Raw genomic sequence first — 13,645 nt, 5'->3', positions numbered from 1 at the left:
CGAAGCCGGACTGATGCCGGGCAGGGAAGAATATGAATCGAAGCGAGCTCGATGCTTTCGTGGCTCATCATCGTCTGTCGGCCGAGGCGACCGAAGTCGCACTGGAGCTCACGTCGGCGCGGCCGTCGGGTGTCGAGCTTCGAGGGTTCCTTGTCAGAGTGCTGCAACTGGCGGGCGTGCTGTCGCTAGCGGCGGGGCTGGTGTTCTTCATCGCCGCGAACTGGCAAGACATGGGCGTGACCGGCAGATTCGCGCTGATCCAGGGCGTCATTATCGTCAGTGTCGCGCTGGCGTTGTGGAAGCCACCGCCGCACGCACTTGGCCACTACACATTGTTGATGGCCTTTATCGCAACCGGCGCATTGCTCGCGCTGTTCGGCCAGACGTATCAGACCGGCGCCGATGTTTACGAGCTGTTCCTCACTTGGGCGTTGCTCGGCGTGGGGTTCGTCGTGGCAGGGCAGTGGTCGGTGCTCAGCGCGGCATGGCTGATCGTTTTCAACATCGCGTTACTGCTTTTCTTCGGCGGGCGACCTGGAGGCGGATGGCTCTGGGCCGTCTTCTTTTCTTGGCGCGGTGGCGCATCTTTGCAGCTGCTCGTGCCGGCGCTGCTCAATCTGGCGTTGTGGGGGTTGGCAGAGTTTGGCAGGCGAGCGCGATGGAATGCCTGCGCTGCGCGCTGGGTCGCGGGGCTGGCGCTCGTGTGTGCATTCGGCTTCATGACCTGGGCCGGTATCGTTGCATTGGCACCGAACAGGATGGATGCTTCTGGCGGCCTTGCGCTGTTCGTCGTGCTGGCGGTGGAAGCAGGGTTGGTGGTCCATGCGATGCGGTTACGGAACGATGTGTTTCCGTTGGCGCTGACGGCCGCAAGTCTGATCGCGATAATCACATACGCCTTGGGCGCCCACAGCGGTTTCGATCAACTTGGCCTGGCGCTGGTGCTCGCGCTGTGGTTGACGGTGAGCTCGACAGTCAGTAGTCGCGTTCTGATGTCACTCGTCAGGCAGTGGCGCGAGGAGGTCGCATGATTTCCGCCACGGAATTGAAGGACGAACTGGTGCGGCGTCGGCTCATGCAGTCTTCCGATGACGTTCCTGCGGGGACTCACGATCGGCCGTGGTTCATCAGCATCGTGCTCGGCGCGTCGGGTTGGCTGGCCGGCGTATTTGTGCTGATCTTCGTCGCCCTGCTGTTCAAACCGGATAGCACTGGCGCGATTACGCTCGCGGGCCTGGTGCTGCTGGCGGCAGCGTTTGGTTTGTATGCTGTGGATCGCGACAGCCAATTCTTCGATCAGTTCGCGCTGGCGTTGTCGATTGCGGGGCAATTCGCCCTGGTGTGGGCTGCCTATGACGCGACTCATTCCGAAGCTGCCACGGCTGCGTTGACCTGCGCGCTGCAGATCCTGTTGTTGTTGGTAATGCCGAATTTCTTCGCAAGGATGCTCGCAGCATTCTTCGCCTGCTGTGCGTGGGCGTTGGCGATTCGGTTTGGATGGTGGGGATCGAGCAGCTACAGCGCTACTGAGCAGGCACTGGGGCCAGCGCTGATCGGATGGTTCGTCGTCTGGTTACCCATCATCGGCATCGTTCACGCACTCATCAATAATGAGAGCGGTTGGATGCGAGGTGCCGCGCAACGGCTCGCACGAGCGGCGCTGATTGGTTTGCTCGTCAGCCTGTCGCTGGCAACCTGGATCTCCGAACCCTTGGGCAGCCTGACGTTCTGGGAAGACCAGCATCGGACCAACTGGATGGCACTGTGGCCGCTACTCGGCGCGATCGGTGCGCTCTTGGCGGTGGTGTACGCGTTTCGGTTGCGGAGTCGTGCATTGATCGGCATCGCCAGCATCGGTGCGTTGTTGCACGTCGGCCAGTTCTACTATCTGCTCGGCCTGAGCCTGCTAATTAAGTCCTGCATCATGCTCGGCGTCGGCGTGCTCGCGCTGCTCGCGGCGACGTGGTTGCAGCGCCATGAATCACAGCAGAGGGCCGCGACATGATGAGCTCAAAGCTGACTCGCGCGATCATCGCGCTTGGCGCAATCCTCGTGCTGGTCGCCGTGAATCACTCGATTCGCGCCAAGGAGCGGATCATCAGCACCGGCGAGTCCATCTATATCGAGCTCGCGCCTGTCGATCCTCGCTCGCTCATGCAGGGCGACTACATGGCGTTGCGCTTCCATCTCGCCGACGCAATCGAGTCGCGTCGTGTGCAGGACTCCGATACGTACCCACGCGCACCAATTGTTCTCGACGAACGCCACGTCGCCACGCTGGCAGAGCGGGGCGTTGCTACCGATCATTTCATCCGCTATCGCTTGCGCAACGATGGCGTATGGCTGGGGACGAACGCCTGGTTCTTCGAAGAAGGCAGCGCCGACCGCTTTACCAGCGCGCGCTTTGGTGAATTCCGCTTGGACCGTACGAGCGGGGAAGCGGTGCTGGTTGGACTGCGCGATGGGAAATTGAAGGCGCTCTAGGAACGCCGCGGCTGGCGTATGCTTCGCTTGCTCCCAACGAGCGAGGCATCCCATGACGATGTTTCACCGCGGCAATCGTGAGTTGCAGCAGCATTTCGGGTCGATCGCGTTGGCAGATCGGCTGGTCGAGCGGCTGCGCCGCTCGGAATTCACGGCAGAAGACCGGGACTTCATTCATTCGGTCGAGTTTTTCTTTCTCGCCACTGCGAGTGCCGACGGTCACCCGGACTGTTCCTTCAAAGGCGGCCCACCAGGTTTTGTACGCATCGTGCGGCCCGATCTGCTGGTCTGGCCCGACTACGACGGCAACGGCATGTTCAAGAGCCTTGGCAATATCGAACTCAATCCGTTCATAGGTTTGTTGTTCATCAGCATGGGCGGGACTCCCAAGCGTCTGCGTGTGAACGGCCACGCAGAGGTGATGTTAGACGATCCGCTGATGCAGGAGTTCGTCGGCGCACAGGCGTTGGTGCGCGTGACTCCCATCGATATCTTTCCCAACTGTCCTCGTTACATCCCCGATCTGGCAGCAGGCACACCATCGCCCTATGTTCCTCGCGATGGTGAGCGGCCGCTGGAGCCGAGCTGGAAATCGAATCCGGCATGGCAGCAGGTAGTGCCGCCGCGAAAAGCGTGAAGCAAAACTGTCCCTTGATCTACTGAGTGCAAGGCAGGTCGATTGACGATGCAACGATGCGTGCTCGGGCAGCGCGCCGCGACCTTGTACTTACAAAATACTGATCGCACTTGCACCATGCCGCGCGTCCGGAACCTTTCCTGTGCATGTTCATTGGCTATGCACAGCTTCCGGAGGAGATGGAGAAGAACATGCGCATCTATCTGGCCATCATCGTTCTCATGGCGGCAGCGGGTACCGCCATGGCGCAGCGGAGCGACCAACCAGGCGATATCCCCAAGGGAAAAGCCAAAGTGGCCGAGGTGCAGGTGAGCAGTGACACGCTGCAACTCAGATATATTGCCAACGGCAAGATTGTCGGTGCGAGTAACAGTCGCTTTTCCGGCACGTTCTTTTTGAGCGAGGATCGCGACATCGTGCTGAGCTCGGGGCTGGTGTTTCCGGTGGATTACGACCTCGGCAGGCTCAGCCTGCTGATTGGACCGCAGGTGTACGCGGCGTTTCTCAGTGACCCGAACGAGGAGGTGATGGCGCTGAGCCTCGGTGCCGATCTGCGCTTTGTGCTCAACAAGAAACTCGACTTCGCGGTGTCCGGCCAGGCGTACTATGCACCCAACATTCTCACGTTTGGCTCGGCGGACGAGCTCGTCGATCTGAGCGCGCGCGCCGAGATTGCGCTGGCAAAGAATTTTCAGGCATTCGGCGGTTATCGCTGGTTCCACGTCGACCTCACGTCAACGCAGGGGAACAGCAGGAAAACGCTGCAAAACCAAGTGTTCTTCGGGCTCGCCTACCGCTTCTAACCAACTTCGAGCAAGGTGCGTGGCTCCGCAGCGGGCGCTACTGTGACCTGATTGCGCCCGAGCCGCTTGCTCTCATACAAGCCGCGATCGGCTTCATCGAGCACGTCCAACGTCGTCTGAGGCTCCGTGTTGAGGCGGTTCGATAGACTGCCGACGCCGATACTGACGGTGATATTCAGCTTGCCCGCGGTAGTGGGAAACGGTGAGCTCTCGATGGCGGCGCGCAGTCGCTCTGCGACGACGCCTGCATCTTCTCGGCTGGTGTGAGGAAGAATCGCCGCAAACTCTTCGCCACCAATCCGCGCCAGCACGTCGTACTCGCGCGGCAGATGTTCTCGCAGCGTCACTGCGAGATGGCGCAGGACCTCGTCACCGACCTGGTGGCCGTATTCGTCGTTCACTTGCTTGAAGTGGTCCGCATCGATCAGTAACACCGACACTGACTCCGCAAAGCGCCGCGCGCGCTTGAATTCGGCGTTGAGCCGGCGATCGAACGTGCGGCGATTGGGCAGATCGGTCAGCGGATCGGAAGCGGCCTGACGCGCTTTGCTTTCCAGCGTGCGGCGTAAACGTTGCTCGAGGGTGACGATGCGCTCTGCCACTCGCAAGCGTGCGCGCAGTTCCGCAGGTTGGGCGTTCTTGTGTAGGTAATCGTCGGCGCCAGCGTCGAGCGCCTCGATCACGCCGTCCTCCACATCGTGGCCAGTCATCACGATGACGTAGACATAGCCCGGCCACTTGCCGTGCCGTAACTTCCGACACAGCGACAAGCCGCCCATGCCCGGCATCTGCACGTCCGTGATAACGATCGGGCAGAACGACCTGCGCATCTCTTCGAGCGCCGCTTCGGCACTCGCGCACGGCCGTGTCTGGAAACCGTACTCTTGGGTGTAAAGGTTCACCAGCTCCTGAATCGTCTCATCGTCGTCGACGATCAGTATCGTCGGACGCGACGCTGCGTTGAGCAGCGGGATCGAGTCGGTCGGCTTCATTCGTGCGGGCGTCGTCTGCTTCAGGATCGAAGCACGATTATCGCCAGCAACGCAGGTCAACGGGATCTGTCTGTATACGCTGACAGGCAGAACCTACAGTGCGTTACGCTGAGCCGGATCTCCTCAGATCTCGCAAGAAGGCGCAATCTACCGCGGCTTGCGGCGAGCGGCCTTCGTCATAGAAGGTGCGCCACGAATCCCAGTCGATGTCCGCGTCTCGCACATCCCGCAGCACTTCGCCAAAGTCGAATTGAATGATGGCCACCACACTGGCGCGCCACTGAAACCATGAATATTGCATCGACACTCACAGTCATCGGCAGGGGACAGCCCCGCGATCAATGTAGCCCATTGCAGGGATGACGTCAGTCGCATGCAGGTTACGTGATGGTCATGATCGATGGCGCGAATCGACAGACGGTATCGCAGCCGGTAACGTTCTCGATTCATGGGCAAACGAACTGGCAGCGCTGATCTTCCCCTACACGGCGGGCATGTTCCGCAGTGGTTGTCCGCGCGCATGGCCAAGTTGGGGCGGATCATCGCCGAGACGATCGTGATCGAGTACGGCCGGGACGAGCTGCTGCGCCGGCTGGCGCATCCGTTCTGGTTTCAGTCCTTCGGCGCCGTGATGGGCATGGACTGGCATTCCTCCGGCATCACGACCAGTGTGATTGGCGCACTCAAGCGTGGACTCATGCCGGTGCAGGAGGAACTCGGTATTTATGTGTGCGGCGGTAAAGGCGCCAAGTCGCGACAGACACCGTTGGAGCTGACAGCACTCGGCGATCGCACCGGGCTCGATGCGAGCCCGCTCACCAATGCCAGTCGGCTGGTTGCGAAGGTCGATAGCGCAGCGGTGCAGGATGGTTACGATCTCTATCTGCATGCCTTCATCGTGACCACGGAAGGGCGCTGGTGCGTCGTGCAGCAGGGAATGAACGAGCAGCGGCGCGAAGCTCGGCGTTATCACTGGCTGTCGGAGAATCTGCAGAGCTTTCTCGACTCGCCGCACGCGGCGATCGAGGGGCGCAACCAGGGCTCGATCGTCAATCTCGCGGATGCGCGTGCCGAGCGGAATCGACGCGCCGGTCTCGAACTCGTGCATGCAGGCCCGGATCGGCCTGTGGCGTTGTTGAAACGCTGGCGGGATGCGGGGAATACGGCGCTCAGTTTATTTCCTGAGTCGGAGCCGGCGCCGGAAACGCTAGCGCCGCACTTGAGCTTGCCCTCTCATCATGAGGTGCGTGCATCTGACGTCGTGTTGCGACGCTTGCATGCAGCGCTCGCGGCGGCGGCGGATCGCGGCCCCAAGGATTTCGCCGATCTGCTGCTCACGCCGGGCGTGGGCGCGCGCACGGTTGCAGCTCTGGCGCTCGTGGCTGAGGTCCTGCACGGTGCGCCAGCGCGTTTCAGCGATCCAGCGCGCTTCTCGCTGGCTCATGGCGGCAAGGATGGGCATCCATTTCCGGTGCCATTGCAGGTCTACGATCAAACGATTCGTGTCCTCAAGGATGCGGTCGGCCGGGCCAAGCTCGGCAACGACGACAGACTCGCCGCGATTCGTCGGCTCGACGCTCAAGCGCGCGTGCTCGAGGGGCGGGTCAGTGGTCCAAACTTCGATGCGTTTATCGCCGATGAGCGTGCACACGCCGCCGAGTACGGTGGGCGGACGGTGTTCGACGACAGGTAGCGCTACCAGAGGCCTGGCACGAAGCGCCAGCGAACTTTCTGCGCGTACTGCGCATAGCCATTGTCGATCAGCAATAAGTGGCGCTCTTCGGTGAGGGCGCGCAGTGCATAGATTGCGGTCCAACCGAACAATGCGATGAGCGAGTAAGCGAAGGCACGCCAGTGGCCTGCGGCTAGCGTTGCTCCCAGGATGGGCAGGGCTCCCAGCCACCACGCGAGGTTCTTCGCCGCATAACCAGGATGCCGGACGAATGCGTAAGGACCGTGCGTCACGATGCCGCGATTCGTGAGATTGCTGGCTTTGAAGCCCAACGCGATAGAAGCCCAGGAGAACAGGGCGAGTGCGACGAGCACCGCGCTGTTGATGGCGAGATGCAGGAAGTCGTTGCTGAACTGCGGGAAGTCGCTGCTCTGCCATTCCAGGAAGCGTAACGTGAGATCGTTGAACGGCGGATAGCAGGCTAGACAGATGAACCAGCCGAAGAACGTCGGATCTACGGAGCGGATGCGATTGCCGAGCGCGGGCAGCTCGATGATGTAGCCGATCGTGAAGAGCAGGGTGTCGACGAACAGGATCAGCTGGAAAGCGGCCCAGAACAGCGCGGTGTCGAACAGCTCACGCGCCGACAGACTGTCGCCGCTGCCAGCGATGAGCTGGAGCAACGATCCCGTCAGGTTCGCGATGTGGATCAAGCACCAGTTGATCATCAGCGGCGCAAAGAAAAATTTCAGCAGCAACGCCAATCCCGCCTGTCGCGCCAACGATGAGAGCCGCAGGTTGCTGCGATCACGACGCAAGGCGAACCATAAACCTTGCGCAAACGTGAACGCCTTCGAGCGCATCCATGGATACGCTGCATAGTAGGGAACCAGAATCACCGCATAGATCGCGATCAGCGCGACGAACACGGCGTGCACGGTGATGACCACGTCGATGCCGAACATGCCGAGCTGCCACTGACCCTGCAGCATCGAGCGATGAAAGTTGCTGAGCGCGGTGATGATCCAGTACGACAGGCCGATGAAGGCCAGGGTCGAGAGGTAATTCGAGACGAAGCGACGGCTGCACAGCCGCGCGAGCGTGCCGTGAAAAAGGGTGGACGGGGATCCACCCTTTGCAGGGACGACGCGAACCTCGGCGTTCATGGATCGCGAGTCATGATGTCATTGTTATTGAGCACAGCTTACGGCGTGTTGCCGTAACCGATGGCGCCATTGCAATGCATCCACTCGCTATACCCGCCGCCGCCGCAACTGCCGTTGGCATACAGCCCGGTGTTATAGCTTTGGGCTTCCGATTGACGCGTCTGCCCATTCACCTGGATGTAGTCGACCTGCACGTCGCGGTTGCCGCTGTCGTTGGTGTACGCAACGGTGATGCCGCCGCTCAAGCTGGTGGTCGCGGTGAAGTTTTGCATGCTGGTCGAGAGCGTCCAGGTCGCGACATTGCTGTTATTGACGCGCAAGCTGATGGATTCACCGCCAACCGTGCCGCGTGCGCGAACGAGAATGGTTTTGTTGCCGCCGCCACCGCTGCTGCTGCTGCTGCTACTGCTACTGCTACTGCTACTGCTACTGCTGCTCGATGAGGATGAGCTGCTGCTGCCGCCATCGCTCACCGTGATGTCGGAGCTGCCGCTGCTTTGATAGCCCTCTGTCGCCATGACCATGTAGTTGAACGTGCCCATATTCAGGCCATAGCTGCGCCACGCGTCGAAATGATTGCCGGTGGTGATGTTGCCGCCGACTCGTTTCTGTTGTCGAACGCTCCAGTATTGATAAAACGTTCGAGTCCCTTCGATGGACGGCTGATTGACCCGCTGCGTGCGATAGACATCGTACGTGCCGCCATCGCTGGTGACGGTGCCGAGATAACCTTCGCCCCCCGGCGGGCGCCACGTGCCCCAGCTATCGACGATGTACCATTCCACCAGCGGATTGGTGGTCCATCCATACAGCGCGAGATAGGAATTGCCGGATGGATTGAAGCTGCCCGAATAGCTCACGGTGCGGCGTCCACCGGTCTGCCAGCCTTTGCCGCCGACCCAGTTGCCGACATTGCTCCATTGCGATGAGTAACGTCCGCCGGACTGCAAGGTGAAGGACACCGAGCCGCCGCCATCGGTCCAGAACGAGTAGTAATAACCGCCGTGAGTGCCGGTTTGACTCGAAGTCAGAGTCTGGGCGTTCGCGGCTGAGGTGCACAGTGCAGTTGCGCAGGCGAGTGCGGAGAACAGCGTGCCGGCAACGGTAAATCTTCTATAGATTCCATTCATTGAAAATTCCCCCTTCGTTGTGGCGTCAATATGAAAACAGGCGTTCGATGGCTAGTTTGTTATAAACCTCCTGAAAAAATGGTACCGCTATCTTTCGGCGGGTCACTTATCCGCCTGCCGCGCCAATGTGTCAAGCGATGGGGCGAATGTTTTGTGGGATATACATGTGCCCGAACGAGGGCGTCACTCCAGCTCGATCGTCCCGTCGAACGCGACTCGCAGCTGTACGCCGTCGATCTCCAGCGTCATGCGGGCGGGCAGGGACTCATTGCCTGAGAGCCGACCTGCCTGGAGTGCCGCTGCGACCGAGTGCTCGATTTCGCGCTGCGAGCTGACGCCGACCATCTTCAAGAACTTGCGGATGCTGATGTTGAAGGTGTCCTCGTTCATGGCTGTCTCCGAAGTCGCGGTGACGGAAAATCCCTGCGGTAACGCGCCAGTCGCAACAGTTGTTGCTTGCGCGCCCGCCGCAACCTTACGTGCGGCAGCCGCGTCGAACGTCGCTGTCGCAACGGGTCGAGGAAGTGGTTCTCATGCATTGGAAGGTCCCTACGTCGCTGATCCTGCTGGCGCTGGCCAGTACCGTCGAGGCTGCTGCTGCAAAGCCCAGCCCTTGCGAAGTCGGCATCTACGCCATGGCGGACGGGACCAAGCTGGACATCAGGGCCAGAGACGAGGGCCAGCTGCGCTGGAGTTTTCTGGATGGACGTACGGGCGTGCTGACTTCGCAGGGCCAGGGCCGCTGGACCAGCACGCTGGGCTGGACGGATCGCTCCGACGGACATTACGTCACGTTCTCCGCTTGCCAGCGGGGTGAGGTCAAGTTCGACGACATCGCCGGTCGCCGCGAGCAGTTGACTCAAATCGACACGCGTTTTCAGGGCAGCGGTGTGGAGCTCGCCGGACGCTTGACGCTACCGCCAGGGCAGGCGCGGGTGCCCATCGTCGTGTTGATTCATGGCGCCGAGCACTCCTCGGCGCTCGAGGATTACTCGCTGCAGCGGCAATTCGCGAGTGTTGGTATCGGCGTGTTCGCCTATGACAAGCGAGGCACCGGCGCTTCCGGCGGACGTTATTCGCAGAATTATTTGCTGTTGGCCACGGACGCAGTTCACGCCGCGCGAGAGGCGAAGCGTCTTGCCGGCGCGCGCGCCGGACGAATCGGCTATCAGGGTGGAAGCCAAGGCGGCTGGGTGGCGCCGCTGGCCGCACGCATCGAGCCGGTGGACTTCGTCATCGTCAGCTTCGGTCTTGCGGTCTCGCCACTCGATGAAGATCGTGAGGCCATCGAGTTCGACATGGAGCGGGCCGGCTTCGGGTCCGAGATCAAGGCCAAGGCCATGGAGATCGCCGCTGCCACGGCACGCATCATCGAGAGCAACTTCACTGAAGGCTACGAGCAGCTCGCGGCCGTGAAGCGCAAGTACGGTGACGAGCCCTGGTTCAAGTCGGTCCGCGGCAACTTCACCTGGTACCTGCTGGCCGAGTCAGAGGAGTCGATCCGCAAGGAAGGCCCGCCGCTGCTCGAAGGCGTGCCGGCGCGCTACGACCCGATGCCGGTGTTGGCGAATCTCGACGTGCCGCAGCTGTGGATACTCGGCGGTCAGGATCGCGATGCGCCGCCGATGGAGACGCTGCGTCGCTTGGGCGCGTTGAGCAAATCAGGTCGACCGATTACGGCCGCGGTTTTTCCCGGCGCGGATCACGGGATGTATGAGTTCGAGACGCAGGCGGATGGCGAACGCGTGTCGACGCGCCAGCCCGAAGGCTATTTCCAGATGATGCAGGACTTCATCGAAGGCAAGCCGCGGGCACGGGGCTATGGAAGTGCGGAGCTGCGAGTCGGTGGCCCGTGGCTTACAGACCGCCGATCCCCCGAACCGCCAGCCACGACGCGCCCACCCACACGGCGCCCTTGACGAACAGGGCCAGGAACGTGGCTCTCGCGGCGTTTTTCATCCAGGCAGGCGAGTTCTCGAACGTGGCGACAGCAGCGGCAATGGGGGTATGCATGCTCATGAGTTCCTCTGCGGGTGAAGGCGATTGGAAGCTGTGAACGAGCATACGAGCGCAGTACCAAGCAAACATCGTCCGCATAGCCCAAAGGCCCGTGCGGCGAGGTCTCGATCTCCCCTACGGCATCGCCTTAGCTGGATCGACTACAGGCTAAGGGCCTGTGTTCACAGGCCCTTAATTTCGCCAGTCCGTCAGGCCCTCGCGAGCGTTGACCTCGATGAATGCGGGGCGGGAGCGCATGCGGTGGATGTAGGGCGCGAGGTTGGTCCAGGCGGTCGCCGGGCGCGGCATGTTTCGCGACCAGCGCATGACCATGGTGGCCAGGAAGTCGGCCGTGCTCAATTCGCTGCCCAGCAGGTAGGTGCGGCCGTCGGCCAGATGCGCATCGAGCCGGTCCCATGCACTTTCGATTCGACGCCGCGCCAGCGCTCTGACGGCCTGCGCGCCCGCCGGGTCGCCATCGCTGTCGGCATAGAACCAATCGCGCTTGGCGGGCAGGATCGTGTTCGCCAGAAAGATCATCATCTCGAGCCAGTCGGCGCGCGCGGCGGATCCCGGCGCCGGTGCGAATTTCTGCTCTGGATGGCGCTCGGCCAGCATCATCAGCAGAGCCGCCGACTCACCATGCGGCTTGCCGTCGATTGCCAGAGTCGGAATGCGACCGGTGGGATTCACACGCAAGTACTCCGGCGATTTCTGCGCGCCGTCATCGATGCTGACCAGCTTCGTCTCGAACGGCACGCCGAGCTCGATCAACATCCAGTGCACCGCCAGACTGGCGGCGCCGGGCGAATAGTAGAGCGTGTAGGTCACGGCGGCCTCCAGCATGACGTTGTTGTCGATGCGAAAGTGTAGCGTAACGAGTCCCCGAACTACGGACAGGAACCGCCATCGCTGCGCCCGAGACGGTCATCGATGTGCAGCGAGGAACCGGCGTGCGAATTGCGTGTTACAAGCTCGAACCAACCACTGAGGGATGAACAATGGCGCAAGCGCGGGACAGCTCCATTCTGGCGAGCTCGCTGTGGATGATCGTGATCAGTCTGGTGTTGTTCTTCCTGCCGGCCATCAACGGGCTGGTCGGCGGTTGGGTGGGGGGGTACAAGGCGGGGTCGGCAGGGCGCGGGCTGAGCGCGGCAGTGTTGCCGGCGATCGTGGTGGGCCTGTGCCTGTGGGGACTGTTGGCGTCGTTCGGCCGTCCCGTGCTGGGCTTTTTCGGTGGACTCGCGGTGGGCTTGTGGGCGCTGATTTCGAGCGTGAGTTTGCTCATCGGCGCGGCCATCGGCGGCGTGATGGCGCCGGATCGCTCGGCGCTGCGCTAGAGATTATTCAGCGACACATGCGGTAACCTTTCCGCATGACTCAAAGCTGGTGGGTATATCTGCTCGTCTGCCGCGATGGCCGTACCTATGCGGGCATCGCGACCGACGTTGCTGCCCGCTTCGCAGCTCACAGCCAGGGCAAGGGCGCGAAGTTCACCCGTTCCAATCCGCCGGTGCGCGTGCTCGCCACGCAGGCTTTTGCCAGCAAGTCCGAGGCCCTCAAAGCGGAAGCGGCGTTGAAGAAGTTGGACCGCCCGGCCAGGCTGGCCTGGGCCCAGTTGCAGGCCGCTCAATCAGCTTCATGACCCTCAACCCGCAGCAGCTGCGTCGGCTCGGCACCGTGGCCGTGTTCTTTTGCATCAGTCTGATCGCCAGCTGCACGAGTCCGCCGGTGCGTGAGCCGGCGATCGATCCGGATAAGGCGCGGGCGGAGATTGCCAGGCGCATTGCTCCGACGGTCAAGAATCGCGAGAGCTGGGCGATCGACATCTTCGCTGCGTTCGAGGCGTTATCGGTCCGGCCGACGTCGGAGAACATTTGCGCGGTGATCGCGGTGACCGAGCAGGAGTCGACGTTTCAGGCGAGTCCGCCCGTGCCCGGCCTGCCTGCCATTGCCCGTCGCGAAATCGATGCGCGTGCCGCGCGCTACAAGATTCCCAAGTTTCTGGTGGACGCTGCGTTGAGCGTCGAATCGCCGAATGGCAAGAGCTATCGCGAGCGCATTGAGAAGGTCGGCACCGAGGCAGAATTGAGCGACATCTTCGCCGACTTCATCGGCATGGTGCCGCTCGGCGAACGTCTGTTTGGCAGCTTCAATCCAGTTCGCACCGGTGGCCCGATGCAAGTGAGCATCACGTACGCTGAACAGCACGCCAGACAGAAGCGCTATCCCTATCCCATGTCGGGCAGCGTGCGCGACGAAGTGTTCAGTCGACGCGGCGGCATGTATTTCGGCATCGCGCATCTGCTCGACTATCCGGTGAGCTATCCGGGCATGGTGTTCCGCTTCGCCGACTTCAATGCGGGCCACTACGCCAGTCGTAACGCGGCATTTCAGGATGCCGTGAGCAAGTTGTCCAAGACGAAACTCGCGCTGGATGGCGATCTGTTGATCGGCGGCTCGAACGAGCCGAGCCAGACCGAGCGGGCCGTGCGCAGCCTGGCTGGCGAGATCGATATGGACAATCGCGCAATTCGCCGGGATCTGGAGCTCGGCGGTGAGCAGTCGTTCGAGGACAGTGAGCTGTTCAAGCGCGTGTTCGCGTTGGCGGACCAGCGATTGAAGGGATCCGTGCCGCGCGCGCTAGTGCCGAGCATCCGGCTGGAGAGTCCCAAGATCACACGCAAGCTCACCACTGGGTGGTTCGCCGGCCGCGTCGACGATCGCTACCAGAAATGTCTGGCGCGGGGCCGCGCGAGCTGA

16 protein-coding genes are annotated in these 13,645 nt (G+C 61.7%); 10 read left to right on the top strand and 6 right to left on the bottom strand.

Translation table 11 applies throughout. The features are described from left to right. Positions 1 to 32: 32 nt before the first annotated feature. From D0550_RS32820 to D0550_RS32800, 5 genes are all read left to right on the top strand, one after another. Positions 33 to 1,031, top strand: a complete 999-nt coding sequence (locus D0550_RS32820; protein ID WP_116813402.1) for a DUF2157 domain-containing protein — start codon at positions 33 to 35, stop codon at positions 1,029 to 1,031. Further along, positions 1,028 to 2,005, top strand: coding sequence for a DUF4401 domain-containing protein (locus D0550_RS32815; RefSeq protein ID WP_116813401.1), 978 nt, complete (start codon positions 1,028 to 1,030; stop codon positions 2,003 to 2,005). Before D0550_RS32820 ends, D0550_RS32815 begins: the two co-directional genes overlap by 4 nt. After that, positions 2,002 to 2,484, top strand: a complete 483-nt coding sequence (locus tag D0550_RS32810) for a GDYXXLXY domain-containing protein (protein ID WP_116813400.1) — start codon at positions 2,002 to 2,004, stop codon at positions 2,482 to 2,484. The genes D0550_RS32815 and D0550_RS32810 overlap by 4 nt, the downstream gene beginning before the upstream one ends. Before the next feature lie 52 nt (positions 2,485 to 2,536). Next, a complete protein-coding gene (locus D0550_RS32805; protein ID WP_116813399.1) occupies positions 2,537 to 3,121 on the top strand; it encodes a pyridoxamine 5'-phosphate oxidase family protein in 585 nt (194 codons plus the stop codon). 146 nt (positions 3,122 to 3,267) lie between these two features. Next, positions 3,268 to 3,924 carry a YfaZ family outer membrane protein gene (locus D0550_RS32800; RefSeq protein ID WP_116813398.1) on the top strand — a complete coding sequence of 219 codons (657 nt, stop codon included), beginning with the start codon at positions 3,268 to 3,270 and terminating at the stop codon, positions 3,922 to 3,924. Here the strand turns inward: D0550_RS32800 and D0550_RS32795 are convergent. Both D0550_RS32795 and D0550_RS32790 read right to left on the bottom strand, forming a co-directional pair. Next, a complete protein-coding gene (locus D0550_RS32795; protein ID WP_116813397.1) occupies positions 3,921 to 4,916 on the bottom strand; it encodes a diguanylate cyclase in 996 nt (331 codons plus the stop codon). The genes D0550_RS32800 and D0550_RS32795 overlap by 4 nt on opposite strands. A gap of 103 nt (positions 4,917 to 5,019) precedes the next feature. After that, entirely contained in the window at positions 5,020 to 5,217 is a 198-nt protein-coding gene (locus tag D0550_RS32790; protein ID WP_116813396.1) for a hypothetical protein, read from the bottom strand. A 147-nt stretch (positions 5,218 to 5,364) separates the two neighbouring features. On the opposite strand from D0550_RS32790, the gene D0550_RS32785 reads away from it, so the two are divergent. Beyond that, the gene (locus tag D0550_RS32785) at positions 5,365 to 6,609 is read left to right on the top strand and encodes a DUF763 domain-containing protein (RefSeq protein WP_116813395.1); all 1,245 of its coding nucleotides are present in this window, start codon (positions 5,365 to 5,367) and stop codon (positions 6,607 to 6,609) included. Between the two features lie 2 nt (positions 6,610 to 6,611). Here D0550_RS32785 and D0550_RS32780 read toward each other — a convergent pair whose 3' ends face one another. The 3 genes from D0550_RS32780 to D0550_RS32770 all read right to left on the bottom strand — a co-directional run bounded on the left by D0550_RS32780 (position 6,612) and on the right by D0550_RS32770 (position 9,274). Next, complete coding sequence (locus D0550_RS32780; protein ID WP_116813394.1) at positions 6,612 to 7,754, bottom strand: methyltransferase family protein; 1,143 nt, start codon at positions 7,752 to 7,754, stop codon at positions 6,612 to 6,614. Between the two features lie 38 nt (positions 7,755 to 7,792). Next, positions 7,793 to 8,884, bottom strand: a complete 1,092-nt coding sequence (locus tag D0550_RS36630; RefSeq protein WP_116813393.1) for a glycoside hydrolase family 11 protein — start codon at positions 8,882 to 8,884, stop codon at positions 7,793 to 7,795. Positions 8,885 to 9,067: 183 nt separating this feature from the next. Continuing rightward, the gene (locus D0550_RS32770; protein ID WP_116813392.1) at positions 9,068 to 9,274 is read right to left on the bottom strand and encodes a DUF6494 family protein; all 207 of its coding nucleotides are present in this window, start codon (positions 9,272 to 9,274) and stop codon (positions 9,068 to 9,070) included. Between the two features lie 143 nt (positions 9,275 to 9,417). Between D0550_RS32770 and D0550_RS32765 the strand changes: the two genes are divergently transcribed. After that, positions 9,418 to 10,803, top strand: coding sequence for an alpha/beta hydrolase family protein (locus tag D0550_RS32765; protein ID WP_116813423.1), 1,386 nt, complete (start codon positions 9,418 to 9,420; stop codon positions 10,801 to 10,803). Between the two features lie 271 nt (positions 10,804 to 11,074). Here D0550_RS32765 and D0550_RS32755 read toward each other — a convergent pair whose 3' ends face one another. After that, the gene (locus D0550_RS32755) at positions 11,075 to 11,713 is read right to left on the bottom strand and encodes a glutathione S-transferase family protein (protein ID WP_116813422.1); all 639 of its coding nucleotides are present in this window, start codon (positions 11,711 to 11,713) and stop codon (positions 11,075 to 11,077) included. A 170-nt stretch (positions 11,714 to 11,883) separates the two neighbouring features. On the opposite strand from D0550_RS32755, the gene D0550_RS32750 reads away from it, so the two are divergent. From D0550_RS32750 to D0550_RS32740, 3 genes are read left to right on the top strand one after another with little or no spacing between them, the layout of a single operon-like run. Continuing rightward, entirely contained in the window at positions 11,884 to 12,222 is a 339-nt protein-coding gene (locus D0550_RS32750; RefSeq protein ID WP_116813390.1) for a hypothetical protein, read from the top strand. A gap of 35 nt (positions 12,223 to 12,257) precedes the next feature. Then, positions 12,258 to 12,527, top strand: a complete 270-nt coding sequence (locus tag D0550_RS32745) for a GIY-YIG nuclease family protein (RefSeq protein WP_116813389.1) — start codon at positions 12,258 to 12,260, stop codon at positions 12,525 to 12,527. Next, positions 12,524 to 13,645 carry a DUF1615 domain-containing protein gene (locus D0550_RS32740; protein WP_116813388.1) on the top strand — a complete coding sequence of 374 codons (1,122 nt, stop codon included), beginning with the start codon at positions 12,524 to 12,526 and terminating at the stop codon, positions 13,643 to 13,645. Before D0550_RS32745 ends, D0550_RS32740 begins: the two co-directional genes overlap by 4 nt.

This window comes from Steroidobacter cummioxidans, assembly GCF_003104955.1.
The sequence above is the reverse complement of the archived record's forward strand: the minus strand, read 5'-3'. Positions and strand labels throughout refer to the sequence as shown.

Excerpts from the sequence above, each read along its gene's own strand:
- D0550_RS36630 (WP_116813393.1), bottom strand. The coding sequence starts at position 8,884 with ATGAATGGAATCTATAGAAGATTTACCGTTGCCGGCACGCTGTTCTCC.
- D0550_RS32795 (WP_116813397.1), bottom strand. The coding sequence starts at position 4,916 with ATGAAGCCGACCGACTCGATCCCGCTGCTCAACGCAGCGTCGCGTCCG.
- D0550_RS32750 (WP_116813390.1), top strand. The coding sequence starts at position 11,884 with ATGGCGCAAGCGCGGGACAGCTCCATTCTGGCGAGCTCGCTGTGGATG.
- D0550_RS32745 (WP_116813389.1), top strand. The coding sequence starts at position 12,258 with ATGACTCAAAGCTGGTGGGTATATCTGCTCGTCTGCCGCGATGGCCGT.
- D0550_RS32740 (WP_116813388.1), top strand. The coding sequence starts at position 12,524 with ATGACCCTCAACCCGCAGCAGCTGCGTCGGCTCGGCACCGTGGCCGTG.
- D0550_RS32780 (WP_116813394.1), bottom strand. The coding sequence starts at position 7,754 with ATGAACGCCGAGGTTCGCGTCGTCCCTGCAAAGGGTGGATCCCCGTCC.
- D0550_RS32770 (WP_116813392.1), bottom strand. The coding sequence starts at position 9,274 with ATGAACGAGGACACCTTCAACATCAGCATCCGCAAGTTCTTGAAGATG.
- D0550_RS32805 (WP_116813399.1), top strand. The coding sequence starts at position 2,537 with ATGACGATGTTTCACCGCGGCAATCGTGAGTTGCAGCAGCATTTCGGG.
- D0550_RS32800 (WP_116813398.1), top strand. The coding sequence starts at position 3,268 with ATGTTCATTGGCTATGCACAGCTTCCGGAGGAGATGGAGAAGAACATG.
- D0550_RS32815 (WP_116813401.1), top strand. The coding sequence starts at position 1,028 with ATGATTTCCGCCACGGAATTGAAGGACGAACTGGTGCGGCGTCGGCTC.
- D0550_RS32790 (WP_116813396.1), bottom strand. The coding sequence starts at position 5,217 with ATGCAATATTCATGGTTTCAGTGGCGCGCCAGTGTGGTGGCCATCATT.
- D0550_RS32820 (WP_116813402.1), top strand. The coding sequence starts at position 33 with ATGAATCGAAGCGAGCTCGATGCTTTCGTGGCTCATCATCGTCTGTCG.
- D0550_RS32765 (WP_116813423.1), top strand. The coding sequence starts at position 9,418 with ATGCATTGGAAGGTCCCTACGTCGCTGATCCTGCTGGCGCTGGCCAGT.
- D0550_RS32810 (WP_116813400.1), top strand. The coding sequence starts at position 2,002 with ATGATGAGCTCAAAGCTGACTCGCGCGATCATCGCGCTTGGCGCAATC.
- D0550_RS32785 (WP_116813395.1), top strand. The coding sequence starts at position 5,365 with ATGGGCAAACGAACTGGCAGCGCTGATCTTCCCCTACACGGCGGGCAT.